Source organism: Pseudochrobactrum algeriensis (genome assembly GCF_018436245.1).
GTDB classification, from domain to species: Bacteria; Pseudomonadota; Alphaproteobacteria; order Rhizobiales; family Rhizobiaceae; genus Pseudochrobactrum; species Pseudochrobactrum saccharolyticum.
Map to the genome: position 1 here is coordinate 173,858 of NZ_CP075361.1, position 23,257 is coordinate 197,114.

29 protein-coding genes are annotated in these 23,257 nt (G+C 52.9%); 19 read left to right on the forward strand and 10 right to left on the reverse strand.

All coding sequences use genetic code 11. The features are described from left to right. Positions 1–193: 193 nt before the first annotated feature. Both hpf and ptsN read left to right on the forward strand, forming a co-directional pair. Positions 194–784, forward strand: a complete 591-nt coding sequence (gene hpf / locus KHQ09_RS02955) for a ribosome hibernation-promoting factor, HPF/YfiA family (protein WP_075654090.1) — start codon at positions 194–196, stop codon at positions 782–784. Between the two features lie 485 nt (positions 785–1,269). Then, a complete protein-coding gene (gene ptsN / locus KHQ09_RS02960; protein WP_213596191.1) occupies positions 1,270–1,734 on the forward strand; it encodes a PTS IIA-like nitrogen regulatory protein PtsN in 465 nt (154 codons plus the stop codon). A 163-nt stretch (positions 1,735–1,897) separates the two neighbouring features. Here ptsN and KHQ09_RS02965 read toward each other — a convergent pair whose 3' ends face one another. Continuing rightward, entirely contained in the window at positions 1,898–2,149 is a 252-nt protein-coding gene (locus tag KHQ09_RS02965; RefSeq protein WP_075654091.1) for a BQ00720 family protein, read from the reverse strand. A 144-nt stretch (positions 2,150–2,293) separates the two neighbouring features. Beyond that, complete coding sequence (locus KHQ09_RS02970; protein ID WP_022710706.1) at positions 2,294–2,734, reverse strand: Hsp20 family protein; 441 nt, start codon at positions 2,732–2,734, stop codon at positions 2,294–2,296. Positions 2,735–2,956: 222 nt separating this feature from the next. On the opposite strand from KHQ09_RS02970, the gene KHQ09_RS02975 reads away from it, so the two are divergent. Then, positions 2,957–3,892: a nucleoside hydrolase gene (locus KHQ09_RS02975; protein WP_213596193.1), complete on the forward strand. Its 936-nt coding sequence runs from the start codon at positions 2,957–2,959 to the stop codon at positions 3,890–3,892. Between the two features lie 46 nt (positions 3,893–3,938). Here KHQ09_RS02975 and KHQ09_RS02980 read toward each other — a convergent pair whose 3' ends face one another. Next, positions 3,939–4,820 (reverse strand): ribokinase, encoded by an 882-nt coding sequence (locus KHQ09_RS02980; protein ID WP_213596195.1) that lies wholly within the window; start codon positions 4,818–4,820, stop codon positions 3,939–3,941. A gap of 26 nt (positions 4,821–4,846) precedes the next feature. Further along, positions 4,847–5,365: a DUF2244 domain-containing protein gene (locus tag KHQ09_RS02985; RefSeq protein ID WP_075654093.1), complete on the reverse strand. Its 519-nt coding sequence runs from the start codon at positions 5,363–5,365 to the stop codon at positions 4,847–4,849. A gap of 151 nt (positions 5,366–5,516) precedes the next feature. Here KHQ09_RS02985 and nth point away from each other — a divergent pair, with 151 nt between their 5' ends. Continuing rightward, positions 5,517–6,242 (forward strand): endonuclease III, encoded by a 726-nt coding sequence (gene nth / locus KHQ09_RS02990; RefSeq protein WP_213599755.1) that lies wholly within the window; start codon positions 5,517–5,519, stop codon positions 6,240–6,242. Here nth and KHQ09_RS02995 read toward each other — a convergent pair. Together KHQ09_RS02995 and KHQ09_RS03000 are read right to left on the reverse strand one after the other, a co-directional pair. Further along, entirely contained in the window at positions 6,239–6,877 is a 639-nt protein-coding gene (locus tag KHQ09_RS02995; protein ID WP_213596197.1) for an aspartate/glutamate racemase family protein, read from the reverse strand. The genes nth and KHQ09_RS02995 overlap by 4 nt on opposite strands. An 11-nt stretch (positions 6,878–6,888) precedes the next feature. Beyond that, positions 6,889–7,608 (reverse strand): sulfate transporter family protein, encoded by a 720-nt coding sequence (locus KHQ09_RS03000; RefSeq protein ID WP_022710712.1) that lies wholly within the window; start codon positions 7,606–7,608, stop codon positions 6,889–6,891. Positions 7,609–7,856: 248 nt separating this feature from the next. On the opposite strand from KHQ09_RS03000, the gene KHQ09_RS03005 reads away from it, so the two are divergent. Beyond that, on the forward strand, positions 7,857–8,879 hold the full coding sequence (locus tag KHQ09_RS03005) for an adenosine kinase (RefSeq protein ID WP_213596199.1): 1,023 nt from the start codon (positions 7,857–7,859) through the stop codon (positions 8,877–8,879). A 37-nt stretch (positions 8,880–8,916) separates the two neighbouring features. On the opposite strand, the gene KHQ09_RS03010 is transcribed toward KHQ09_RS03005, so the two are convergent. From KHQ09_RS03010 to hrcA, 3 genes are all read right to left on the reverse strand, one after another. Next, on the reverse strand, positions 8,917–9,576 hold the full coding sequence (locus KHQ09_RS03010; RefSeq protein WP_022710715.1) for a trimeric intracellular cation channel family protein: 660 nt from the start codon (positions 9,574–9,576) through the stop codon (positions 8,917–8,919). Between the two features lie 169 nt (positions 9,577–9,745). Beyond that, positions 9,746–10,393: a nucleotide exchange factor GrpE gene (grpE, locus tag KHQ09_RS03015; RefSeq protein WP_213596201.1), complete on the reverse strand. Its 648-nt coding sequence runs from the start codon at positions 10,391–10,393 to the stop codon at positions 9,746–9,748. A 106-nt stretch (positions 10,394–10,499) separates the two neighbouring features. Next, positions 10,500–11,585 (reverse strand): heat-inducible transcriptional repressor HrcA, encoded by a 1,086-nt coding sequence (gene hrcA, locus KHQ09_RS03020; protein WP_213596203.1) that lies wholly within the window; start codon positions 11,583–11,585, stop codon positions 10,500–10,502. Between the two features lie 213 nt (positions 11,586–11,798). Between hrcA and rph the strand changes: the two genes are divergently transcribed. The 14 genes from rph to KHQ09_RS03090 all read left to right on the forward strand — a co-directional run bounded on the left by rph (position 11,799) and on the right by KHQ09_RS03090 (position 22,492). Beyond that, a complete protein-coding gene (gene rph / locus KHQ09_RS03025; RefSeq protein ID WP_022710718.1) occupies positions 11,799–12,515 on the forward strand; it encodes a ribonuclease PH in 717 nt (238 codons plus the stop codon). Between the two features lie 146 nt (positions 12,516–12,661). Continuing rightward, the gene (locus tag KHQ09_RS03030) at positions 12,662–13,087 is read left to right on the forward strand and encodes a VOC family protein (protein ID WP_420801424.1); all 426 of its coding nucleotides are present in this window, start codon (positions 12,662–12,664) and stop codon (positions 13,085–13,087) included. A gap of 4 nt (positions 13,088–13,091) precedes the next feature. Then, positions 13,092–13,745, forward strand: coding sequence for an RdgB/HAM1 family non-canonical purine NTP pyrophosphatase (gene rdgB / locus KHQ09_RS03035; protein WP_213596205.1), 654 nt, complete (start codon positions 13,092–13,094; stop codon positions 13,743–13,745). After that, entirely contained in the window at positions 13,745–14,956 is a 1,212-nt protein-coding gene (hemW, locus tag KHQ09_RS03040; protein WP_213596207.1) for a radical SAM family heme chaperone HemW, read from the forward strand. The genes rdgB and hemW overlap by 1 nt, the downstream gene beginning before the upstream one ends. A gap of 22 nt (positions 14,957–14,978) precedes the next feature. Next, a complete protein-coding gene (rsmI, locus tag KHQ09_RS03045) occupies positions 14,979–15,884 on the forward strand; it encodes a 16S rRNA (cytidine(1402)-2'-O)-methyltransferase (protein ID WP_213596209.1) in 906 nt (301 codons plus the stop codon). Positions 15,885–15,942: 58 nt separating this feature from the next. Next, complete coding sequence (locus tag KHQ09_RS03050) at positions 15,943–16,314, forward strand: YraN family protein (protein ID WP_116086339.1); 372 nt, start codon at positions 15,943–15,945, stop codon at positions 16,312–16,314. Positions 16,315–16,439: 125 nt separating this feature from the next. Continuing rightward, on the forward strand, positions 16,440–17,912 hold the full coding sequence (gene cysG, locus KHQ09_RS03055; RefSeq protein WP_213596211.1) for a siroheme synthase CysG: 1,473 nt from the start codon (positions 16,440–16,442) through the stop codon (positions 17,910–17,912). Beyond that, complete coding sequence (locus tag KHQ09_RS03060) at positions 17,912–18,211, forward strand: DUF2849 domain-containing protein (RefSeq protein ID WP_213596213.1); 300 nt, start codon at positions 17,912–17,914, stop codon at positions 18,209–18,211. Before cysG ends, KHQ09_RS03060 begins: the two co-directional genes overlap by 1 nt. Positions 18,212–18,239: 28 nt before the next feature. Further along, the gene (locus tag KHQ09_RS03065; protein WP_213596215.1) at positions 18,240–19,910 is read left to right on the forward strand and encodes a nitrite/sulfite reductase; all 1,671 of its coding nucleotides are present in this window, start codon (positions 18,240–18,242) and stop codon (positions 19,908–19,910) included. Next, positions 19,900–20,649: a phosphoadenylyl-sulfate reductase gene (locus KHQ09_RS03070; protein WP_213596217.1), complete on the forward strand. Its 750-nt coding sequence runs from the start codon at positions 19,900–19,902 to the stop codon at positions 20,647–20,649. Before KHQ09_RS03065 ends, KHQ09_RS03070 begins: the two co-directional genes overlap by 11 nt. Next, entirely contained in the window at positions 20,646–21,185 is a 540-nt protein-coding gene (locus tag KHQ09_RS03075) for a DUF934 domain-containing protein (RefSeq protein WP_213596219.1), read from the forward strand. The genes KHQ09_RS03070 and KHQ09_RS03075 overlap by 4 nt, the downstream gene beginning before the upstream one ends. Positions 21,186–21,336: 151 nt before the next feature. Then, the gene (locus KHQ09_RS03080) at positions 21,337–21,684 is read left to right on the forward strand and encodes a 2Fe-2S iron-sulfur cluster-binding protein (protein ID WP_022710729.1); all 348 of its coding nucleotides are present in this window, start codon (positions 21,337–21,339) and stop codon (positions 21,682–21,684) included. A gap of 94 nt (positions 21,685–21,778) precedes the next feature. Further along, entirely contained in the window at positions 21,779–22,072 is a 294-nt protein-coding gene (locus KHQ09_RS03085; RefSeq protein ID WP_213596221.1) for a Dabb family protein, read from the forward strand. 174 nt (positions 22,073–22,246) lie between these two features. Continuing rightward, entirely contained in the window at positions 22,247–22,492 is a 246-nt protein-coding gene (locus tag KHQ09_RS03090; RefSeq protein WP_022710731.1) for a hypothetical protein, read from the forward strand. Positions 22,493–22,568: 76 nt separating this feature from the next. Here the strand turns inward: KHQ09_RS03090 and KHQ09_RS03095 are convergent, their stop codons facing one another. After that, positions 22,569–23,051 carry a BA14K family protein gene (locus KHQ09_RS03095; RefSeq protein WP_116086351.1) on the reverse strand — a complete coding sequence of 161 codons (483 nt, stop codon included), beginning with the start codon at positions 23,049–23,051 and terminating at the stop codon, positions 22,569–22,571. Positions 23,052–23,257: the final 206 nt, after the last annotated feature.

Consider the following 23,257-nt stretch of genomic DNA (forward strand, 5'->3'; position numbering starts at 1 on the left):
ATAGCGGGCGTTTATTTCGCCGGAATTTTCGACAGGCGCTTATATAGTGACTGATTGTGTCAATCAAAGAGCTGTCCGCATATTCTTTTGGCACATGCAAAGTTTATTTTATTTTATGTCAGTTCGCTTTGCGCAATGCCTTCGCTTGTGGTTAGATTGAGGTGTTCGAATATAGACAGCGAGGTACTGCCACATGAGTCTCCGCGTTTCGGGTAAACATATGGACATCGGTGATGCTTTCCGCATCAGAATTGAAGACCGTGTCCGTGATGCTGTTAGCAAATATTACGAAGGTGGCTTTTCCGGTACAATTACAGTCGTTAAATCAGGTTCCCGTTTTACTACGGATTGCACTTTGCATCTGGATACCGGAGCGACTCTGCAGTCTTCTGCAGAAGCGCAGGATCCGCAATTTTCTTTTGACGCAGCGGCTGAAAAGCTGGAGACAAGGATGCGCCGCTATATGCGTCGCCTCAAGTCCCGCTCTCTGGTTCAGTCAGCGCGCAACAATCATCAGAATATCGCCTATAGCGTGATGGAACCGGCTCCCGACGAAGATCATGATCTTCCTGAGGATTATGCGCCGACGATCGTCGCGGAATCATCCGTTTCTCTGCGCACGCTGAGTGTTGCATCTGCCGTTGTTGAGCTTGATCTGACAGAGCATCCTGTATTGGTCTTCCGCAATGCAGGAAGTGAAGAAGTCAACATTGTCTATCGTCGTCCGGATGGCAATATTGGCTGGATTGATCCGTCCAGAGTCGCACAGGCAGCCCGCGTTTAAGGCTGAACAGACAGGCCCCGCTATTTGCGAATCCGCAGATAGCGGGGTTTTGCTTTTCCGGAACAGAATATTGAAGCGATGAGTGGGTTACCTCTCCCGTTTCCGGATGTATTTATACATCAATCAAAAAACTTGAAATTTTTCTCATATTTTAACTCACTGAAATAACATATAAAAAATCAAATAATGTTTTCTGCCCTGTCTTCTGCGTGGTTGCGGCTGTTATTCACGATATCTAGAGATAGGAATTTTTGTGTTACTGGTGTACCTTGAGCGGAATGCCGCGAAGCAGGCGTCAGTGAATGCGTGTTGTAATCTTTTTTTAATTTTTATTTATGATTGAAATCAATGCGTTACGGATTTGATGCGTGAAAAGTGTGAGTAGAATCGCGAATTTGACTTGAGTATCTGTTGAATGGGCAGTAGATCACTGCACCTCCCGGTTACGGAGATGATTACTCCGCATGAGAGAAGGAATGGAGAAAATGGATCTTAGCGATCTGATTCAGCCAGGGGCGATTATCCCTTCGCTGAAGGCAAGCTCCAAGAAGCAATTATTGCAGATCTTGGCTGAGAAGGCTGCTGAACTCACAGGTCTTTCTGAGCGAGAAGTTTTTGAAACTGTGACTCAGCGTGAGCGTTTGGGGTCTACCGGTGTTGGCAACGGCATCGCGATACCACATGGCAAACTGCCGAATATCAGTAAAATTACCGGTGTTTTTGCGCGTCTTGAGCAGCCGGTGGATTTTGAAGCACTGGATGACCAGCCGGTTGATCTGGTCTTTCTGTTGCTTGCACCGGAAAATGCCGGCGCCGATCATTTGAAGGCACTGTCCCGCATTGCGCGTTTGCTGCGCGATCCGGATATGGTTGCCAAATTGCGCGGCACCGTTGATGCGCAGGCTCTGCATTCGTTTTTGATTGCGCCGCCTGCAGCCAATGCGGCCTGAAAAGTTGATAATTCTGCTGAGTAAGCAGGGTTAGTTGAATTAAAAATGCCGTGTTTGCCCTGTGCAGCGCGGCATTTTTCATGAAGCGGGAATAAAAACAAAACCCGCCTGTGATACAGGCGGGTTGTAATGTGTTTAACCGGTTTCACTTTTCAGGATGCGCTTAATGCAGCATCACTGTGTGGAGTTCATGTTCCTGTGCTCCGGCCAATGCTGTGGCGCGCATATCGGAAAGCATGATCGGGGTTCCGCTGGCGCCGAAGAGAGCCCAGAGTTCCATGCCCGGCGCCATTGGTGGTAATGCAGGGAAGCGCCGTGACAAATCTTCGGAGCGAACTTTGCGCAAATAGGCTATTTCACCTTCGCCGAGATGGGCAAATTCGAATTCTGTAAAAATGTGTTTGTCAGCAGTCATTTTAGGCCTCCTGTCCTGGCAGCTCAAAATTGACGCTGCCTTTCGAGAGCATTTGCAGTTGCATTTATCAGCCGATAAAACTGCAACCACGGAGCTGATTATAACAATGAACCCTTTACAGTTCTTTTATAATCCTGAGAACGGTCACTCTTTCACGTTTATACTAATACGCTTGACGAGGCGTTCTGGTTCCGGTCTGTCGAGATCAATCGACAATAATCCGTTTTTTAGTTCCGCGTTGACCACGCGCATACCGTCTGCCAGCACAAAAACACGCTGAAACTGACGTGCAGCAATGCCGCGATGCAGATATTCCCGCTCGGATTCATCAGTCTGCCGTCCGCGGATAACCAGCTGGTTATCTTCAGTCGTAACTTCCAGATCGTCATCAGAAAAACCGGCAACAGCAAGCGTGATGCGCAATTTCTCAGGAACCGGTTGTTCCTGATCCTGCGCAGAACTGCGCAGTCTTTCGATATTATATGGCGGATAGCCGTCACCGGATTTAGCAATCCGTTCCAGCGTTTTTTCCATCGTATCGAAACCCAGCAGCAGCGGGCTGGAGAAAGGTGTAAGTCTGGTCATTGTTCAGTCCTTAAGAGCGACCGTTTGGGGAAAACCCGTAGCGGCGTTTTCCTGTTCTTTATATGGCTTGAGAAAAGCTCCACTTCAAGAGCAACAGCTGATATGTGCGTTATCGTTCAAGATTCGTGCTGAAAATAATTTCACTGCATTTATAGTGCGCCTGAAAGCTCATGAGTTCACATGACAGCATGCGCAGATTTTTTGATGAAAGGGATGGCTTTGATGGCCCGCAAAATTATTATCGACACAGATCCGGGGCAGGATGATGCATTGGCAATCCTGCTGGCACTGGCAAGTCCGGAGCTGGATGTGCTGGGTATTGTTGCTGTGGCCGGTAATGTGCCTTTGCCTCTGACGCAGCACAATTCTCTGAAAATTGCCGAGCTGGCAGGCAAGCCGCAGACAAAGGTTTTTGCAGGCGCGTCCAAGCCGCTGGTTCGTCCGCTGGTCACCGCAGAGGAAGTCCATGGCCGCACCGGTCTTGATGGTCCTGATCTGCCTGAGCCGGTGATGAAATTGCACAAGCAGCATGGTGTGGATTTCATCATTGAGACTTTGCTGCATGAAGCTGCGGGCACAGTCACGCTTTGCGTTCTCGGACCTTTGACCAATATTGCACTGGCGCTGAATAAGGCTCCTGAAATTGCCCCGCGCATTCAGGAAATCGTGCTGATGGGCGGTGGTTTCTTTGAGGGCGGCAATATCACGCCAACCGCTGAGTTCAACTTCTATGTGGATCCGGAAGCGGCGAAAGTCGTTTATGCCTCCGGTGTGCCGATTGTGATGATGCCGCTGGATGTTACCCATAAGGCGCTGACAACCGCAAAACGTATTGAGGCTTTCCGCTCCCTTGGTAACAAGGTGGGTGATGCCTGTGTGGCAATGCTGGAGTTTTTCGAACGCTTCGATGAGGAAAAATACGGCACAGACGGCGGACCGCTGCATGATCCGAATGTAATTGCCTATCTGCTGAAGCCGGAACTCTATTCAGGCCGTCATTGCAATGTTGAGATCGAAACCGCGTCCGAGCTTTGCCTCGGTATGTCGGTAATCGACTGGTGGGGTGTTACCAAACGCCCGAAAAATGCAATCGTGATGCGTGATGTTGACCACGAAGGTTTTTTCACATTGCTGACCGAGCGTATCGCAACGCTTTAAATATAGAGACGACAAAAAAGGCCGGAGATTGCTCCGGCCTTTTCTTTTACTGGACTTCTGCCGCGTAAGGAATGGAAGGCTGAGCACCGGCTTTCAGGCAGGTGAGCGATGCTGCCTTTGCAGCGCGCTGGCAGGCATCACGCAAAGACAGGCCGCTGTCGAGACCGGCTGCGAGATAGCCGCAGAATGTGTCACCGGCACCAACCGTATCCACCGGTTTAACCTTCAGGGCAGGCAGGCTGTAATGCTCATCCGGCGTTGCCACCATAATGCCCTGCGCACCCAGCGTTACGATAATGGTACGGCCATAATGTTCGGCAAAATCGATCATTCTGGCCTGACGGTCATCGCCGGACAATTCAAGCTGAACACTGGCCAGATCAAACTCCGTTTCATTGGCAATAATAATATCGGCGCGCGGCAACAGGCTTGCGGCATCATCGCGCCAGGGCGCGGTATTGAGAATGCAGGTTGTGTCGCTGGTTTCTGATGCAGCGATGGCTTTCTCCAGTGTCGGCAGCGGAATTTCCATTTGCAGAAGCAGATAACCGCCATCCAGATCAGCGGTGTTTACATCGTCTTGCGTAACCAGACCATTGGCACCCGGAATGACGATGATGGTATTTTCGCCGCTGTCTTCAACAGTGATGAGCGCGATACCGGTGGCATCGCCGCGTGTGGCGACACGGGTCAGATCCACGCCGTCGGCACGCAGCAATGCAACGGCCTGCGAAGCGAAGGAATCATCACCAACAGCACCGACCATACGCACGGATGCACCGGCACGTGCGGCAGCGAGTGCCTGATTGGCACCTTTGCCGCCGGCGGCTGTTGAGAAATTTCTGCCTGTGAGGGTTTCACCGGGCTCCGGCAGTTTCGGACTGCGGGCGATGAGGTCAAAATTAATCGAGCCGATAATCGTAATCATAAAACATCCGGTATTTAACCCGATCGTCAGCGGCGGCTGCGTGTCAGGGCGTTGGAAAAAGCACTTGCAAAGCTCTCGCGGTCATCGGGTGGCAAAAATCTGCCAATATCCAAAGTTCTGCCGTCACTATGCAGCTGCATCTGGATAATGCCGATATCATCTTTACGGGTAATGTGAAACCGTGTGCGGAAAGGATTAAACTGATATGCGCGGATACGTCCTGAAGCGGAGACTTGCCTGATGAGCAACTGTTCGCGTGACACCGTAATTTCTTCCCGTTGTCTGGCGGCATAATAATTAAGCCGGAACGCCAGATAGATCAGGGCAATGTCCAGTCCGAACAGCCCAACCACCGGCCCGACTACTGGCAATGCACCGATCTGCATGAAAACCATGCCAATACAGGCCCAGAGCAGCAGCAGGCTTAAAATCATAATCTGAAAACCGCGCGGTGAAAGCGAGCGGTAGGGAAGCAGGGTCGCTTTGAAAAACTGTGCGCCATAGGCGTCCGGATCCGCACCGTCCGGATGGTAGGGTGCATTCATGGCAATAACTCTCGGGCCGCATATCGTTGGTAAAAGCTCGGCAGCACAAAATGCTAGAGCAAGTTTTGTGTGCCCGAAAAAGAGCACGGTACTCCAGCCTGCGGCAAGCTTGCAGATAGGCTTCTTGCTTATAGCTTACTATATAAATGCCATGCAGAACAACCAGACCCAGATTCCCGCAAAATCTCAGCGTCGTGTCAGCGGCACGCTTTACACACCGGCAGAAATCCATGAGATTTTCCGGCGGTTTTCCGTGCAGCGTCCGGAGCCGAAAGGCGAGCTTGAGCACGTCAACACTTTCACGCTGCTGGTGGCGGTGATGCTGTCGGCGCAGGCAACCGATGCGGGCGTGAATAAAGCAACGCGGGCATTGTTTGCCATTGCTGACACACCGCAAAAAATGGTCGATCTGGGGGAAGAGGTTGTCGGCGATTATATTCGTACGATCGGCCTGTGGCGTAATAAAGCGAAGAATGCAATTTTATTGTCTCAGGCGCTGATTGATCATTTCGGCGGTGAAGTGCCGGGTGACCGTGATGCACTGGTGACTTTGCCGGGGGTGGGGCGCAAAACCGCGAATGTCGTGCTGAATATGGCTTTCGGCCAGCCGACAATGGCGGTGGATACGCATATTCTGCGTATTGGCAACCGGATCGGCCTTGCGCCTTACAAAACACCGGATGAGATCGAAGCCAAGCTGGTGAAGATCATTCCGGCAGAATTTATGATGCATGCCCATCACTGGCTGATCCTGCATGGCCGCTATGTCTGCAAGGCCCGTACACCGGATTGCGCCAATTGCGTGATCGCCGATATTTGCAAATCGGCGCAGAAAACCAATACGATTCCGGCACCCTTGCTACGGATCGAAGATTAAGCGCGGTGCAGAAGCTGGCGCAGGGCGGCAGTTGGTGCATCAAACACGTGTGTCTTGTGGCGGATAAGTGCAGCGGCATTTGCCATAGAGGTTTGCGCCAGAACTACCAGCTGGCTGCCTGTATCATGTGCGGCGTTCGCAGTATCTGCAATTGCTCTTTCATAGGCTTTGATCTCACCGGCACGGAATAAATCCCATGCGCCGTCAATCAGCCTGATATCGGGTGCGACCTGCGCATTGGCAAAGACCTGACGGAATAATTCTGTCGTCGGTTCCAGTGTTGTCGGGGCAGTACACAGAACACTCACAGATAAACCGCTCTCCAGAGCCTGCTCTGCCAGAGCACGGTCTGTGCGCAGAACAGGCTTGGCAAAACCGGCGCGGGCACTGTCAGCGATTGCACCAAGGGTTGAACAGGTCACAAGAACTGCATCTGCCTCAGTGATGAGGTTTTGGATGATATGCAGCGTTGCCATTTCAATGGCTGGAGTAATACCTCCCTGCTTTTCTGCCGCTTCCAGCAATTCACCGTGAACCGCATGGTTGAGCTGTCCGGCATCAAGCTGGAAGGCTGCGGCAGCTTTCCCGAAAATTTCAATATTGCTGGCGGCCGTATGCAGGCAGGCAATGCGCATCTGTTTCTCTGTCAGTTTCTGTTGTTTGTGACCGGTTTCTTGCCGCTCAGGGCTTTATGCAGATGCACCATCATGGCAGCGGCGAAGAGCGGTGTCAGCAAATTGATGAGCGGTATCGCCATAAATCCGGCAATCACCAGACCACCGAGAAAAACTGTAATCCGGTTTTCTTCACGGAAGGCTTTGGCACCATCCTCGCCGCGATAGCGCATGGCTGCAAATTCAAAAAACTCACGTCCGAGAAGATAGCCGTTAACGATGAAAAAGGCGATCAGATTAACGCCCGGTATCAGCAGCATCAGCAATGCGAACAAATTGCCGAGGATGACCACAACCAGAAATTTGAGCGAATAGACGAGGGAACGGCCAACCGGCATCGGTGTGCCGGCCGGTTCATTGCTGTAATCTTCGCGCTCGATAATCTCTGCCACATCATCAAGAAACATACCTGCAATCAACGCAGTAACCGGCGCAATCAGAAAGGCGAGCAACAGCGCCAGCACAAAACCGGCGGCAATCGCGGCAAACAGGCCGAGCCAGCTTGTCCAGTCCGGCATAGCAGGCAGCATATTTTCAAACCACGGCCATGCCAGCCAGAAAAAGAACTGCCGTGCCAGTGCCCATAATGCGATCAGCGCCAGCAGGGTCAGGCCGAGCGATTTCCACAGAACTGAGCGGAACTCCGGTGAGGGCAGGCGATAGAGGGCATTAAGCGCGGCGGTGAGGATCATCGGGGCTCCGTCTTTTTTGTCTGGCGCGCATCTTATACGAAAACCGCTATACACTTTTCGGGATGCGCTCTTTTTTCCGATAGATAGGGAGCCTGTACGGGTGCAACAAGATGAGTTTTACAGATCGCCCGCTGTATTGATGAAAATGAAAACGCTTTTCTGCACTGGCAAAAAACACATTCCATAGATAGAACTGGTGCCGCAATGGATGTGAGGGCTGAGTTCCGGTCATCCGCCGCGAAGTTTTTATGGGAGTAAAAGCCATTTCTGCCGCCAAATATGACGTGTTATGCATCGGGAATGCAATTGTCGATATTATTTCCCGCACCGAAGATGATTTTCTGGTCAATAACGGCATTATCAAAGGTGCTATGAATTTGATCGACAGCGAAAGAGCCGAGCTGCTTTACAGCCGCAAAGGCCCTGCGATTGAAGCGTCAGGCGGCAGCGCAGGCAATACTGCGGCAGGTGTGGCCAGTCTGGGCGGTCGCTCTGCCTATTTTGGCAAAGTGGCGATGGATCAGCTCGGCACGATTTTTACACATGATATTCGTAGTCAGGGTGTGGCGTTTGATACGGCACCATTGCAGGAAGGCGTACCAACCGCCCGTTCCATGATTTTTGTGACGCCTGATGGCGAGCGTTCCATGAATACCTATCTCGGTGCCTGCGTGGAGCTTGGTATTGAAGATATTGAAAGCTCTAAAGTCAGCACATCCAAGCTGGTCTATTTTGAAGGCTATTTGTGGGATCCGCCACGCGCCAAAGAAGCAATCTTGCTGGCGTCGAAAATCGCCCATGAGCATGGCCGTGAAGTGGCTATGACTTTATCCGATCCGTTCTGTGTGGATCGTTACCGTGATGAGTTTCTTGATCTGATGCGCTCCGGAACGGTTGATATTGTTTTCGCCAATGAGGCGGAAGTTAAATCACTCTATCAGACTTCATCTTTTGAGAGTGCGCTTGAAGCCTTGCGTGCCGATTGCAAACTGGCTGCAGTGACCCGTTCGGAGCAGGGCTCGATCATTCTGCGTGGTGATGAAACCGTGGAAGTACAGGCGATTGAAATTGACGCGCTGGTCGATACAACCGGTGCAGGCGATCTTTATGCCGCCGGTTTCCTCTATGGCTATACCAATGACTATCAGTTGAAAGAATGCGGTGCGTTCGGCTCATTGGCTGCCGGTATTGTTATCCAGCAAATCGGCCCGCGTCCGCAGAATAATCTGAAGGATATTGCTGCACAGGCCGGTCTTATCAAAGCCAGCTGAATGGATAAATAAAACGGGTAGATATGACTTCCCGTTTTTATTCGTCGCGCACAATACCGTCACGTTTGAGTTCTTCTTCTGTGCGTCCGCGCCGCGCTTTGTGTGCAGGCAGTACCCAGCCGTAATATAAAGCGCCGCCGCGGATCAGAAAAGCGATGCCGGTACCGGCCAGCACAGAGAAGGTGATCGGCGCATTGAGCGCACTCAGCGCCACAAACGTACAGGCACCGGCAAGCGCTGCGGAAATATAGATTTCACGGCGCATCAATACAGATGGCTGCCCTGCCACCACATCACGCAAGACGCCGCCCATTGTTGCGGTGAAAATACCGGCAACGATGGCCACCCATGCATTGAAACCGAGATGCAATGCTTTTTCTGCGCCCATCACGCTGAACATCGCCATACCAATCGCATCAAGCCAGAGCAAAATACGATAACGCGATTCAACACGGTGTGCGGTGAAATAGACCAGAACAGCAGCACTGGTGCCGATCAGCAGATAGAGCGGTTCACGCACCCAGTTGACCGGTGTATTGCCGAGCATCAGATCACGCAGGGCACCACCGCCGACGGCGGTCATATTGGCAAGAAAGATGAAGCCGATAATATCAAGACGGCAGCGCGAGGCTGCCAGCGCACCGGTTGCGGCAAAGACAAAGACACCGGCATAGTCGATAAAATCGATAAATGTCATGTCTTGTCCTCCCTTATCTAAGCAAATCGCACCGGATTGCTTATGCTTGTGTAGCGCAATTTTATAAAAATTCAGCCCAATAAAAAGCGGACGCAAGGAAAGCCCTGCGTCCGTTTTGTCTTTACACTGAGCGACTGAGACTGATGTTAAGCCGCAATGTCAGGATATTTTATTCTTTAGGACCGCCGCGTGATACGCCGACCATGGCCGGACGCAGAACGCGGTCGCCGATGGCATAGCCGGTCTGCATGACCTGAACGACCGTATTATTCGGCACATCAGTATTCGGAACTTCAAAAATCGCCTGATGGAAATTCGGGTCGAATTTCTGACCTTCCGGCGACAACTGGGTTACACCATGACGCTCCAGTGCATTGATCATTGCACGTTCAGTCATTTCCACGCCTTCAGCCAGTGCTTTCAGGCCTGTGTCTTCAGCAAGCGCATCTGTCGGAATAGCATCCAGCGCACGACGCAGATTGTCCGATACAGAAAGCATGTCACGGGCAAAATTGGTCACCGCATAGGCTTTCGCATCCTGCATTTCGCGGGCAGTGCGTTTACGCAGATTTTCCATATCGGCAGCCAGACGCAGCATCTGGTCTTTCAGCGCATTATTCTCCACCTGCAATTCGGCAAGCGGGTTGATGGCATCTTCAGCGGCAGCATCATCTTCTGCAGCTTCAGCCACTGCTTCATCCTTGCGCGCTTTCAGAAAATCATCAGCGGCACGCTTCAGAGCATCGCGGTCACGCGGATTATTCAGGTCGCGCTGGCCAAGATCTGGGGTTTCGCCGTTTTTCTTTTCGTCAGCCATTATTCTCTTCCGTCTTGAATCATATTGTCTGGGATATCGATGTTTGTGTACTGAAAATCAAGGCCATCGCTCTGTGGCGCGGCAAATTAACAGGGTGAAACCGGTTTTAACCCCGCAACAGGCGGGAAACCAGCGAGGCCGTATAGTCCACCATCGGCACGATACGGGCATAATTGAGCCTTGTCGGGCCGATCACGCCAAGCGCGCCGATGACCCGTTGTTCGGAGTCGCGATAGGGCGCAACCACCAGTGAGGAGCCGGACAGGGAGAAGAGTTTATTCTCCGAGCCGATGAAAATCCGTACACCAGAACCGGCTTCCGCCAGATCCAGCAGCTGGATCATGCCTTCTTTGGTTTCCAGATCGTCAAACAGCAGGCGTAACCGTTCCAGATCATCCTGTGCGGAGATGTTTTCCAGAAGATTGGAACGTCCGCGCACAATCAAACGGGTTTGCTGGTCACCGGATGCACCGCTCCACACTGCCAGCCCCTGTTCCACCAGATGCTGGGAGAGGCTGTCGAGCGCCTGACGGGTTTCCTCCTGCAAAGTTGCAATCTGTGTGCGGGCTTCGGCAAGGGTTTTGCCGTGGATATGGGCATTCAGAAAATTCGAGGCTTCAATCAGCTGAGAAGACGTCACACCTGCAGGCAGGTCAAGGACACGGTTCTCTACATCGCCGCTTTGCGTGACCATCACCGCCAAAGCACGGGTCGGGTCAAGCCGCACAAATTCAATATGCTTCAGTGCGCCTTCGGCCTTAGTCGCCAGTACCAGACCGGCACCGCGTGACAGGCCGGAGAGGATTTGGCTGGCTTCGGTCAGCACATGCTCGACAGAGTTATTTTGCCCTGCTGCCCGCACCTGATGTTCAATGCTGCTGCGTTCATCGGCGGGAAGGTCGCTGACCTCCATAAAGGCATCGACAAAGAAGCGCAGACCTAGTTGGGTCGGCATCCGGCCTGCGGAAATATGCGGAGAATAGACCAGTCCCAGATGTTCCAGATCACTCATCACATTGCGGATGGTTGCCGGAGACAAAGATAAAGGCAGCAGACGTGACAGATTACGCGAGCCGACCGGCTCGCCGTCATTCAGATAGCTTTCAACAATGCGCTGGAAAATATCGCGTGACCGCTGATCCAGCACCTGTAAAGGGGCATGCAGAGTGTCAGCACGATCCGGTCTTATCATAGGTTCATTGGCTCCGTTTATACGCAATATATAGGCTATTGTGCAGCGCGGGCAAAGGGCGGGAGATGCCCTTTACATGTTTCCCCTTCGATTTTCCTTTAAATTTGGCGACTACAGGCTTAGAAGCAGGATAACTGCCTTTCAAAGGTGTCATCAGATTACAGTCAGGCTGCCGCTTATTGGCGATGCAGTCTTGTTTTAAAAGGAAAATCCATGCGTCCATCCAAACGCACTCCGGACGAAATGCGTGCAATCTCTTTTGAACGCGGTATTTCCAAACATGCAGAAGGCTCCTGCCTTGTGAAATTCGGCGATACCCATGTGCTTTGCACCGCAAGTCTTGAAGAAAAAGTTCCGGGCTGGATGCGCAACAGCGGTAAAGGCTGGGTCACAGCGGAATATGGCATGCTGCCGCGCTCAACCGGCGATCGTATGCGCCGTGAGGCTGCCAGCGGCAAACAGGGTGGCCGCACACAGGAAATTCAGCGTCTGATCGGCCGCTCCTTGCGCGCTGTTGTCGATATGCAGGCTCTGGGTGAATATCAGATCACTGTTGACTGCGACGTTATTCAGGCCGATGGCGGCACTCGCACCGCGGCGATTACCGGCGGCTGGGTTGCACTGCATGATTGCCTGCGCTGGATGGAAGCCCGCCAGATGGTCAAGGTCGACAAGGTTCTCAAGGACCATGTTGCTGCAATTTCCTGCGGTATTTACGAAGGCGTGCCGGTAATTGATCTGGATTATCCGGAAGATTCATCTGCTCAGACCGATGCGAATTTCGTGATGACCGGTCGCGGCGGTATTGTTGAAGTGCAGGGCACAGCCGAAGGTGAACCATTCTCGGATGAAGAGTTTGCGGCGCTGATGGTACTGGCACGCAACGGCATCAAGCGTCTGGTTGACCTGCAGAAAATGGCTGTTTCTTAACTCGGCAACAGGCTGCTCTGAATGCATTCTGAATTATCCAATAATTTAATTGGATAATTCCCCCGATCGTGAGCGGAGAATGTTCCGGAACCTGTTATAACGGGCCGGAGCATTTCCGTAACAATGATAATGGTGGGAAATTCATAATGCAGAACGAACAGCTGAAACCGAAACAGATCCTTGAAACCGCGCTTTATGTGCGCGATATCGAAGAGGCTGTGCAGTTCTACCGCGATATTCTGGGGTTGGAGCTGGCATTGCCCTATAATCATCGCAATGCATTTTTTCGCTGCGGCGAGGGCGTATTGTTGATTTTCGACGCCAGAGAGACGGTAAAACCGGCACCGGAAGGGGCGCTGCCTGTCCCGAGCCATGGTACAACCGGTGCAGGCCATATGTGTTTTGCAGCCAGCCGCGAGGAAATCGCACGCTGGAAGCAACATCTGGAAAAACATGGTATTGAGGTTGAGCGCGAATTTGACTGGCCGAATGGCGCGCGCTCACTTTACATCCGCGATCCTTCCGGCAATTCACTGGAATTCGCTGAACCCAAATTATGGAATAATGGATAAACTGATGAGAGAGCTGAACAAAGGCAAACTGGTTGTTGCAAGTCACAATGCGGGTAAGCTCAAAGAGTTTGCGGATCTGATCGGACCGTTCGGCTTTGATACGCAGTCCGCGGGTCAGCTTGGTCTGCCGGAGCCGGATGAAACCGGCACGACCTTCGAGCAGAATGCTTATATCAAAGCTTTTGCGGCGGCTGAAGCAACCGGTCTGCCGGCTCTCTCCGATGATTCCGGCATGATGGTTGATGCGCTGGGCGGTGAGCCTGGCGTCTACACTGCCAATTGGGCGGAACTGCCGGATGGCAGCCGTGATTTCAACATGGCGATGGGCAAAGTTATCGATAAGCTTGCTGCCGCAGGTGCAATGCTGCCGGAACAGCGCAAGGGTCGCTTTGTTTCCGTAATCTGCCTGTGCTGGCCGGATGGTCACGCGGAATATTACCGTGGTGAAGTGGAAGGCCAGATTGTTACGCCACGCGGCAATGACGGTTTCGGCTTTGACCCGCTGTTCCTGCCGGATGGTTATGACAAGACATTCGGTGAAATGACTGCAACGGAAAAACACGGCTGGAAGCCGGGTGATGCGCATGCCTTGTCGCATCGTGCACGCGCATTCAAATTGTTTGCCGAAGCAAAATTTGCCACGGCGGAAGTTAAATAATGCAGTCCCTGTCTGCCGTCGCTAATGCAAATAGTGTGAACCCACTGCCTATATTGCAGGCCGACGGGGATCATGCTTTCGGCATTTATCTGCATTGGCCGTTCTGCATGGCCAAATGTCCTTATTGCGATTTCAATTCGCATGTGCGGCATCAGCCGGTAGATCAGCCGCGTTTTGCGCAGAGCTTTCTGCGTGAAATGGCGACTTTGCGCGAGCGGACAGGACCACGCACGGTTACCAGTATTTTTCTGGGCGGTGGCACACCATCACTGATGCAGCCGCAAACCGTCGGCGCGTTGCTGGATGGAATCGCCAAATACTGGTCCGTTGCTGACAATATTGAAGTGTCGCTGGAAGCCAATCCGACCAGTGTGGAGGCCGACCGTTTTCGCGGCTACCGCGCTGCCGGTGTCAATCGCGTATCGCTCGGTGTGCAGGCACTGAATGACCGCGATCTCAAGCGTCTCGGACGTTTGCATTCTGTTGCCGAGGCGAAAGTGGCGATTGGTCTGGCACGCGAGATTTTCCCGCGTCTGTCCTTCGATTTGATCTATGCCCGCCCTGACCAGACGATTGCCGACTGGAATGCGGAATTGCGTGAGGCGGTAGCCCTCGCAGCCGATCATTTGTCGCTCTATCAGCTGACAATTGAAGAAGGCACACAGTTCTATAATCTCTGGAAGGCTGGCAAACTGACCACGCCGGAGCCGGATCATGCCGCAGCACTTTATGAAGAGACGCAGCGCGTGACAGCAGAGCTTGGTCTGCCTGCCTATGAGATTTCCAATCATGCGGTTGCAGGGCGTGAGTCCCAGCATAATCTGGTCTATTGGCGCTATGGCGAATATGTCGGCGTTGGCCCCGGTGCGCATGGGCGTTTCCGTGAGAATGGCACACGCACGGTAACCATTACCGAAAAACATCCTGAAACATGGGTGGATAAGGTTGAAGCCTCCGGTCACGGTATTATTGAAGAAGAATATCTGACAGCGGAACAGGAAGGCGATGAGTTTCTGATGATGGGACTGCGCCTGAAAGAAGGTGTTGATCTCAACCGCTATCAGAAGCTGACCGGCCATGGTCTGAACCCGCAGCGGCTGGAAGAGTTGCTGGAGCAAAAATTGCTGGAACTGCGCGATGAGCGTTTCTTGCGGGCAACGCCGGATGGTGCTTTGCTGCTCAATACGCTGGTTGCAGAACTGACTGCATAAGCCTTTAAAATAAGGATAGAACGTGGAAGACAATCTACAGGAAACGCGCGGCTATGTGGTGGGGGAAAAGAACTTCCGTGCCCGCCCGATTGAGCCTGCGCTCTATATTGTCGCCACGCCAATCGGTAATCTCGGTGATATAACTTTGCGGGCGCTGGAAGTGCTGGCATCGTGCGATGTACTGGCCTGTGAGGATACGCGCGTTACCCGTGTGCTGCTCAATCGTTTTGCGATTGCCCGCCGTCCGATGGCCTATCACGAGCATAATGCTGCTGAAGCCGGGCCAAAAATTCTGGAAGCACTGGCGACCGGTAAAAGCGTGGCACTGGTTTCCGATGCCGGTACGCCGCTGGTTTCCGATCCGGGCTATCGTCTGGTCGAGGAAGCCCGCAATGCCGGTTATAAAGTGGTGCCGGTGCCCGGTGCCTCGGCGGTGATGGCGGCTTTGATGGCCTCCGGCCTGCCGACCGACAGTTTCATGTTTTGCGGCTTCCTGCCACCGAAGCAGGGGCAGCGCCGCAATAAACTTGAGACCTATAAGACCATTGATACGACGCTGATTTTCTTTGAATCGCCTAACCGTGCCTCGGATACATTGCAGGATATGGCGGCAGTCTTTGGTGCGGATCGCCCTGCTGCTCTGTGCCGTGAGCTGACCAAAGCCTATGAGACTTTCTCAACCTCGACTTTGGGTGCGCTGTGCGAGCAATATGACGGCGAAGACCGTATTCGCGGTGAGGTGGTTTTGCTGGTCGGTGCGCCGTTGCAAAATTCCGTGCCGGTGACCGAGCAGGATATTGATGCTCTGTTGCTTTCGCTTGCACAGGAGCTTTCACCATCCAAAGCAGCCGGCGAGGCCTCCCGTATGACCGGTAAACAAAAAGGCGAGCTGTATCAGCGCCTGATGATATTGAAGGCCAAAAGCTAATGCGTCAAACCCGCCGCGCATGTCTCCCAAAAGTGTGAAGCGGTTTTGGGGAGAAGACATGCGCAAAAACAAAGCGAAGCAGCAGGCATTTTCTCGCGGAATACGGGCGGAACGGCTGGCTGCTTTCGCTCTGATGCTTAAAGGTTTTCGCATTGTCGAGCGACGTTACAAAACACGCTTTGGCGAGATTGATCTGATCGCCAGACGCGGCAGTCTGGTGCTGATTGTTGAAGTCAAAGCCCGTGCCTCCGTTGAAGCGGCGATGGAAGCTGTCAGTACTATGAACCTGTACCGGATTGAGTCCGCAGCCGATCATTGGCTTGCCCGTCAGCCGGATCATGACAGGCTTTCTCTGCGCTTTGATCTTATCGCGGTGCTGCCGCGCCGCTGGCCGGTTCATATTCCGGCGGCTGTCAGTTTCCGGAACTAAATTTCACGAAATTTGCAAAACTCGCAAAAGCGATGCGGCGCAGCGGCCAAGCGCACAAGCCTGTTGCTTATAAGCTGTCGCAGAATGCGCGATACTCGGCACAATCTTTAACCACCCTTTGAAAGGTGCTGATTGTGACGGCTCACCCAACCAGATTAACGGCTTTTCCGGCTTTCTTCCGCGTGGACAGCGCGGCAGTGCTGATCGTTGGCGGTGGTGAAGAGGCGCTGAACAAAGCGCGTCTGATTGCTGAAACAACAGCGCAAATCCGCATCGTGGTACCGGAAGGTGAGACACCGGAAGCTGATCTGGTGCAGTTCGTGCTGGATGGTGGCTATGATTTACGTACCGGTGCTTTGCAGGATAATGATTTCGCTCAGGTGAAACTCGCATTCGTGGCGACAGGTGATGCCGCACAGGATGCAAATATCGCTGATGAGATAAAAGCACGGCATATTCCGCTCAATGTGGTCGACAGGCCGCATCTGTGCGATTTCTTCACACCTGCGCTGGTGGCTCACGCACCGGTTGCCGTGGCAATCGGCACGGAAGGTGCAGGGCCGGTATTGGCGCAAAAACTGCGCCGCGAGATCGGTGCAGCGCTTTCTCCGCAGATCGGTGCACTGGCGCAACTGGCTGCGGATTATCGCGACAAGGTGGAAAGCACACTGCCGAGAGGTACAGCGCGGCGTCAGTTCTGGAATGTATTTTTCAACGGCACAATTACACAGGCTGTTGAGCGCGGTGATCTGAGCCTTGCGCGGGAGCTGGCCGATCAGGCTCTGATTGAGGTGAATATCCCTGCCGGTTATGTCTGGCTGGTTGGTGCTGGACCGGGGGCTGAAGATCTGCTGACTTTGCGTGCGCAACGCGTGCTGATGCAGGCGGATGTGATCCTTTATGATGCGCTGGTGCCGGAGAGCGTGGTGACTATGGGCAGGCGCGATGCGGTACGCATCCCTGTGGGTAAGCGCAAAGGCTGCCATAGCAAAAGCCAGAGCGAGATTAATCAGCTGCTTGTTGAGCTTGCTCAGGAAGGGCAGCGCGTTGTGCGGCTCAAATCCGGTGATCCGCTGGTCTTTGGCCGTGCCGGTGAAGAAATGGCCGCTTTGCGTGCAGCCAATATCGGTTTCGAGATCGTGCCCGGCATTACTTCAGCCATTGCCGCTGCCGCAGATATGCAGTTGCCTTTGACATTGCGTGGTGTTGCATCCTCCCTGATTTTCACCACCGGTCACGATATGGCGGGGGGCATACTGCCGGACTGGGCGCGGCTCGCTCTCAGCGGCGCAACCATTGCTGTCTATATGGGCGCAAGCGTTGCCGCTTCTGTTGCGAGCCGCCTGATCGGTGCCGGTCTGCATGAAGATACGGCGGTGGCCGTGGTGGAAAATGCCGGACGCACTGAGCGCGTAATGCTGCACGGCCTCTTAAAAGATCTGGCGCATCTGGAAAATCATAAAGAGCTGCGAGGGCCGGTGATGGTGATTATCGGCGATGCGGTTGCCGGTGCCTCTCTGGAAGATGCCCGCCCGCTTGCCCAGCAACAGACACCGGTATTGCATGCCTTGAAAGCCGGTGAAAAGGAGAAAGCATAATGACAGTCAAAGTTCTGAGTGCCAATCGTTTGAGCGACGGTGTTTCGGTCTGGCTTGCTGCGGATGGTCATTGGGCGAGTTCCATTCGCGGGGCACTGCTGGCGCGCCATCCTGAGGCTGTGGCAGCGCTGGAAGCGGCCGGTCAGCAGGCCAGCCGTTTTGATGAGGTGGTGGATATCAATCTGATTGATGTGGAGGAGCATGGCGACGAGTTGTTGCCGGTTCGTCTGCGTGAACGCATCCGTCTGTCCGGCCCGACAATCACGCCTGTTGTACGGCTGCATTCGGTAGCCGGTTGAGTTTTAATGCGCATTGGGAGAGCGTTGAATGTACCGGTATGATGAGTTTGACCGCGAATTTGTTTTCGCCCGTGTGGAACAGTTTCGCGATCAGGTTGCACGTCGTCTGAGCGGTGAGCTGAGCGAAGATCATTTCAAGCCGCTGCGGCTGATGAATGGTGTCTATCTGCAACTCCATGCCTATATGCTGCGCATTGCTATTCCTTACGGCACTTTATCCTCCCGTCAGATGCGTAAGCTGGCGCATATTGCCCGTGTCTATGATCGTGGCTACGGACATTTTACAACGCGACAGAATTTACAGTTCAACTGGCCGAAACTCACCGATATTCCCGCCATTCTGGAAGAACTGGCCGAGGTGGAGATGCATGCTATCCAAACCTCCGGAAATTGCATCCGCAATGTAACAGCCGATCATTTCGCCGGAGCGGCACTGGATGAAGTAGCCGACCCGCGTCCCTATGCCGAAATTTTACGCCAATGGTCATCACTGCATCCGGAATTCTCCTATCTGCCACGCAAATTCAAAATTGCGGTCACGGGGGCTGAGGCAGATCGTGCGGCCATTCAGGTGCATGATATCGGGCTGCATCTGAAAGAGAACGAGCAAGGACAGCGCGGCTTTGCAGTCTATATCGGCGGCGGGCAGGGGCGCACGCCGATGATTGCCAAAAAGGTACGGGATTTTCTGCCGGAAGCCGATTTGCTGACCTATATTACCGCTATTGTGCGGGTCTATAATCTCCACGGTCGCCGCGATAATAAATATAAGGCCCGTATCAAAATCCTCGTCCATGAAACCGGACTGGAAGATTTGCAGGCGCAGATTGAAGCCGAATGGCAGGTGATTAAAGACAGTGATCTGAAATTGCCGGAGGCCGATATTGCGGCCATTAATGCCTATTTTGCTGCGCCCGCTTTGCCGGAGCGCGCAGAGGGGCGCGGGCTTGTCGCTGCCACACGTAAAAATGATGTGGGTTTCGCCTCATGGTTTTCCCGTAATGTGACACCGCATAAACATCCTGATTATGGTGTGGTGACAATCTCACTCAAAGCGATTGGTGAAATTCCGGGCGATGCGTCAGCCGATCAGATGGATATTGTGGCTGATCTCGCCGAGCATTACGCGCAGGCAGAAATCCGCGTCAGCCATGAGCAAAATCTGGTGCTGCCGCATGTGGCACTGGCCGATTTGCCTGTGCTTTATGCGCAATTGCAGCAGGCCGGTCTTGCCACAGCCAATGCAGGGCTGATTACTGATATTATTGCCTGCCCGGGTCTCGATTATTGCGCGCTGGCCAATGCCCGCTCCATCCCTGTGGCGCAGCGTATTTCCGAGCGTTTCGGTTCGCAGGCGCGGCAAGAAGAGATCGGTGATCTGAAGATCAAAATCTCCGGCTGCATCAATGCCTGCGGTCATCATCATGTCGGCCATATCGGCATTCTTGGCGTGGAGAAAAAGGGCGAGGAACTATACCAGATCACGCTCGGTGGCTCCGGTGATGAGCAGACATCTATCGGTGATATTACCGGTCGTGGTTTTTCTTCTGAAGACGTGGTGGATGCCATTGAAACGGTTGTGAATACCTATCTGAATATCCGCAGCGCACCGCAGGAAAGTTTTCTGGAAACCTATCGGCGCTTAGGGGCGCAGCCGTTCAAAACCGCACTCTACGGGGAGGCTACCCATGCAGCCTGATACGCATCAACGAGTTGCGGACAGGGTTCAGCATCTCAATCATCTTTATGGTGAGGCTCCGGCTGAGGACATTATTGCTGCCAGTGTGCAGGAGTTTGGTGCAGGGCTGGCAGCTGTATCCTCTTTCGGTGCGGATTCTGCAATTTTGCTGCATCTGATTGCGCAGGTGCAGCCGTCATTGCCGGTTTTGTTCTTGCAAACCAATAAGCATTTTCCGGTGACATTGCGCTATCAGGCGCAACTGGTGCAGGAGCTTGGGCTGACAGATGTCCGCGATCTGTTACCGGATGCGAGTGCTTTGAAAACCCATGATCCGCTGGGCGCACTGTGCCTGACAGATAAAGACCGTTGCTGTGATTTACGCAAAGTCCAGCCGCTTGCACAGGGCATCGCACCATTTCAGGCATGGTTCACGGGGCGCAAGCAGTTTCAGGCGGCTACGCGCAACAGTCTGCCCGCTTTCGAGGCTGTGGGGCAGCATATCCGCATTAATCCTCTCAAAGACTGGAATGTAGAACAGCTGGAAACCTATCGCGAGGCGCATCATCTGCCGCCGCATCCGCTGGTGGAGCAGGGCTACCGCTCCATAGGTTGCATGCCATGCACGCGGCCAGTCAGTGATGATGAAGATCAGCGGGCAGGGCGCTGGTCAGGTTCCGGTAAAACCGAATGCGGTATTCATCTGGGTGGGCTGGAGCAGCATTTGCAGCAGGATAAAACAAAGGGAGCAGATGCATGACGGATGTTGCATTGCCTGCCGTCTGGTCACGCAGCGGCCTGACTGAGGATGAATTTGTAGCGGTTGAGACGCTTGAGGAAATTGCGGATCATACAGCTGTGTTGCTGTCGCTGACACTCTGGGCAGAACTGAACACACAGCCAAACCGCCTGCGCAATATCCGTATCGGTGTGCGGGTGGAGGCAGGAGAAACGCTGGATGCGCTGCTAGCCGGTCTCGACCGGATTGATGTGCTGGTGCTGGATTTTCCCGCCTTTAATGACGGGCGCTCTTTTTCCAAAGCCGCACGGCTGCGCTCTCATTACGGATTTGCCGGTGAGATCAGAGCATCAGGCGCTGTGCATATTGATCAGGTGAGTGCGATGCTGCGCTCCGGTTTTGACACGCTGCAGGTTAAAGATGCACGGACTTTGCAACGTCTGCTTACCGGAGAACTGCACGATAGCGGTCTTTATTATCAGCCGGTTGCCGGTGGCATTCATGGTGCCGAGCAGGGGCTGGCCGGATATAGCTGGCGGCGGCGACAGGGTCTGTAAGATCAGCTGTTTTCAATGCAGCCTGAATAGTTTTCACTATGGTCAATTCACGGTTTAGGGACAGGGAGGCAGGAATAAAGCTTGTTTTATGTGCTGAAAACATTATCTACCATTATATCTCCCAAGTCTGCGTTGTTCAAAAGGCATCGTTTTGAGTTCTGATACACTTTTCATTCATGTAACCGATCAAAAGGGCGAGCGGCATACGCTTGAGGCTCTCGAAGGCTTTCGCGTTATGGAAGTGATCCGTGACTGGGGCCTGAATATTAAAGCGGAATGCGGCGGTGCCTGTGCCTGCGGCACTTGTCATGTTTATGTAACGCCGGAATGGGCGGATAAACTCTATGACCCGCAGGATGAAGAGCTGGATCAGCTCGACCAGACCTTCCATGTCGAAGATAATTCACGGCTTTCCTGCCAGATTATTATGACGCAGGATCTGAACGGGCTTGAAGTCCGGCTGGCTCCGGGCACGGAAGCAGACCGTGAAGCGGCTTAACGCTCAAATTTCACATTGAATTGAAGATGACTTTTCCGGCGCCCATATGATAGATAACCATTCTTCATATCAACCGGCTGGTTAGGAAACACTCGTGATACGGCATATTGTATTTTTCAGCGTCAAAAGAGATCAGGACGTGGAGGATGTATGTCGCCGTTTACGGGCTCTGGCGACGATTCCCCATTCCGAATGTTTTGAAGTTGTAGCGAACAGCAAAGTTGATCCGATGTGTGACCGGATTGATCTGGTTGTTTATGGTGAGTTCCGTGACGAAGCTGCACTGGCCGCCTTTAAAGCGCATCCGACCTATGATGCAACGACTCAGGCTGTACGCCCGTTGCGCGAAATGCGCTATTCGGCTGATTTCACATCAACCATTGCCTGAAATAATCCCCTGAAAAGCAGTGCGATTGCTGATATTCATGATGATCTGCAGTTGAAGATTCACGTTAAAAGTGATTGTCTGGCTTTGAAATGACGACAAGCTGGCGGTTATTACACTGCAGGCTGTGTTTAAAACTGCTTTAAGCCCGCACGGGCTGGTACATAGGAAATGCATATGGACGATTATGAAAAATATGCCATGGGCATGATGATCGTTTTCGGCGCGCTGATTATTGGTGCCCTGATAACCGTAAATCTTGTGGTTTATGACAAGCCCGGCTTCTTGTTTGCACTTGGTGCGGCAATCGTCGCATGGTTTTCGGCATTCGCTGTTTTGCTGGATAAGCCGCGTGTTTACGGCGCATTGATTGCTGTGGCGATCGGTCTGGTTGCGGCTTCAATCGGCTCTTATGTTACCTGATCAGCTGATAAAGTTTGACTTTAATAAAACGCCGCCTGTTTCAGGCGGCGTTTTTGTTTCTGTCAGCGGGGCTTACTCAGATATAAGGGGAGTAGCACTGACGGCGCGGGCCGTAATTCGGCTGAAATGTATTGTCGGACGCACGGTAAGACCGGTAGCGGTTATAGCACCAGTTGATATGGGCATTGCGGCCGGAGCGGTAAACCGGTGCCGGACGGTAATAGCGTGGTGGTGCCGGACGGTAATAACGGAACTGCGGCTGATAATAAGGTCTGTAATAAGGCCGGTAGTGTGGACGATTCCAGTGACGCGGCCGGTCATAACGACGATCATAGCGACGGTCGTAACGGCGGTCATAATGCCGTCTTTCACGATATTCGCGGCGTTCCGGATAATATTGAACATTCCGGCTCAGGCCTTGTTTTGCTGCGGTCATATCCTGCAACACAGCACTATGAGCTGCAGCAACCGGCTGCGCTTGCGCTACAGTGCCGAAAGACAAAATGCTCATAGTCAGCGCTGTCAGCGCCGCAGTAAAATAAGAAAGCAGTTTTCTCATTTCTGTTTCTCCTCAATGAAGGCGCACTCAATAATCTTCTGTCAGCGTTTCATGACATATGCTTATCCGGCGCATCGGGCATGGTACTCTCTGAGAGATGAACGCTGCATGACTGTAATTATTCCCGCGATACAAACCGGAATTTGCTTTTTCCAATATACGCTGAAGCCACGGAAAAACTGCGGCGAATTTATGCCGGTGATTTC

Excerpts from the sequence above, each read along its gene's own strand:
- hpf (WP_075654090.1), top strand. The coding sequence starts at position 194 with ATGAGTCTCCGCGTTTCGGGTAAACATATGGACATCGGTGATGCTTTC.
- ptsN (WP_213596191.1), top strand. The coding sequence starts at position 1,270 with ATGGATCTTAGCGATCTGATTCAGCCAGGGGCGATTATCCCTTCGCTG.
- KHQ09_RS02965 (WP_075654091.1), bottom strand. The coding sequence starts at position 2,149 with ATGACTGCTGACAAACACATTTTTACAGAATTCGAATTTGCCCATCTC.
- KHQ09_RS02970 (WP_022710706.1), bottom strand. The coding sequence starts at position 2,734 with ATGACCAGACTTACACCTTTCTCCAGCCCGCTGCTGCTGGGTTTCGAT.
- KHQ09_RS02975 (WP_213596193.1), top strand. The coding sequence starts at position 2,957 with ATGGCCCGCAAAATTATTATCGACACAGATCCGGGGCAGGATGATGCA.
- KHQ09_RS02980 (WP_213596195.1), bottom strand. The coding sequence starts at position 4,820 with ATGATTACGATTATCGGCTCGATTAATTTTGACCTCATCGCCCGCAGT.
- KHQ09_RS02985 (WP_075654093.1), bottom strand. The coding sequence starts at position 5,365 with ATGAATGCACCCTACCATCCGGACGGTGCGGATCCGGACGCCTATGGC.
- nth (WP_213599755.1), top strand. The coding sequence starts at position 5,517 with ATGCAGAACAACCAGACCCAGATTCCCGCAAAATCTCAGCGTCGTGTC.
- KHQ09_RS02995 (WP_213596197.1), bottom strand. The coding sequence starts at position 6,877 with ATGCGCATTGCCTGCCTGCATACGGCCGCCAGCAATATTGAAATTTTC.
- KHQ09_RS03000 (WP_022710712.1), bottom strand. The coding sequence starts at position 7,608 with ATGATCCTCACCGCCGCGCTTAATGCCCTCTATCGCCTGCCCTCACCG.
- KHQ09_RS03005 (WP_213596199.1), top strand. The coding sequence starts at position 7,857 with ATGGGAGTAAAAGCCATTTCTGCCGCCAAATATGACGTGTTATGCATC.
- KHQ09_RS03010 (WP_022710715.1), bottom strand. The coding sequence starts at position 9,576 with ATGACATTTATCGATTTTATCGACTATGCCGGTGTCTTTGTCTTTGCC.
- grpE (WP_213596201.1), bottom strand. The coding sequence starts at position 10,393 with ATGGCTGACGAAAAGAAAAACGGCGAAACCCCAGATCTTGGCCAGCGC.
- hrcA (WP_213596203.1), bottom strand. The coding sequence starts at position 11,585 with ATGATAAGACCGGATCGTGCTGACACTCTGCATGCCCCTTTACAGGTG.
- rph (WP_022710718.1), top strand. The coding sequence starts at position 11,799 with ATGCGTCCATCCAAACGCACTCCGGACGAAATGCGTGCAATCTCTTTT.
- KHQ09_RS03030 (WP_420801424.1), top strand. The coding sequence starts at position 12,662 with ATGCAGAACGAACAGCTGAAACCGAAACAGATCCTTGAAACCGCGCTT.
- rdgB (WP_213596205.1), top strand. The coding sequence starts at position 13,092 with ATGAGAGAGCTGAACAAAGGCAAACTGGTTGTTGCAAGTCACAATGCG.
- hemW (WP_213596207.1), top strand. The coding sequence starts at position 13,745 with ATGCAGTCCCTGTCTGCCGTCGCTAATGCAAATAGTGTGAACCCACTG.
- KHQ09_RS03050 (WP_116086339.1), top strand. The coding sequence starts at position 15,943 with ATGCGCAAAAACAAAGCGAAGCAGCAGGCATTTTCTCGCGGAATACGG.
- KHQ09_RS03060 (WP_213596213.1), top strand. The coding sequence starts at position 17,912 with ATGACAGTCAAAGTTCTGAGTGCCAATCGTTTGAGCGACGGTGTTTCG.
- KHQ09_RS03065 (WP_213596215.1), top strand. The coding sequence starts at position 18,240 with ATGTACCGGTATGATGAGTTTGACCGCGAATTTGTTTTCGCCCGTGTG.
- KHQ09_RS03070 (WP_213596217.1), top strand. The coding sequence starts at position 19,900 with ATGCAGCCTGATACGCATCAACGAGTTGCGGACAGGGTTCAGCATCTC.
- KHQ09_RS03075 (WP_213596219.1), top strand. The coding sequence starts at position 20,646 with ATGACGGATGTTGCATTGCCTGCCGTCTGGTCACGCAGCGGCCTGACT.
- KHQ09_RS03090 (WP_022710731.1), top strand. The coding sequence starts at position 22,247 with ATGGACGATTATGAAAAATATGCCATGGGCATGATGATCGTTTTCGGC.
- KHQ09_RS03095 (WP_116086351.1), bottom strand. The coding sequence starts at position 23,051 with ATGAGAAAACTGCTTTCTTATTTTACTGCGGCGCTGACAGCGCTGACT.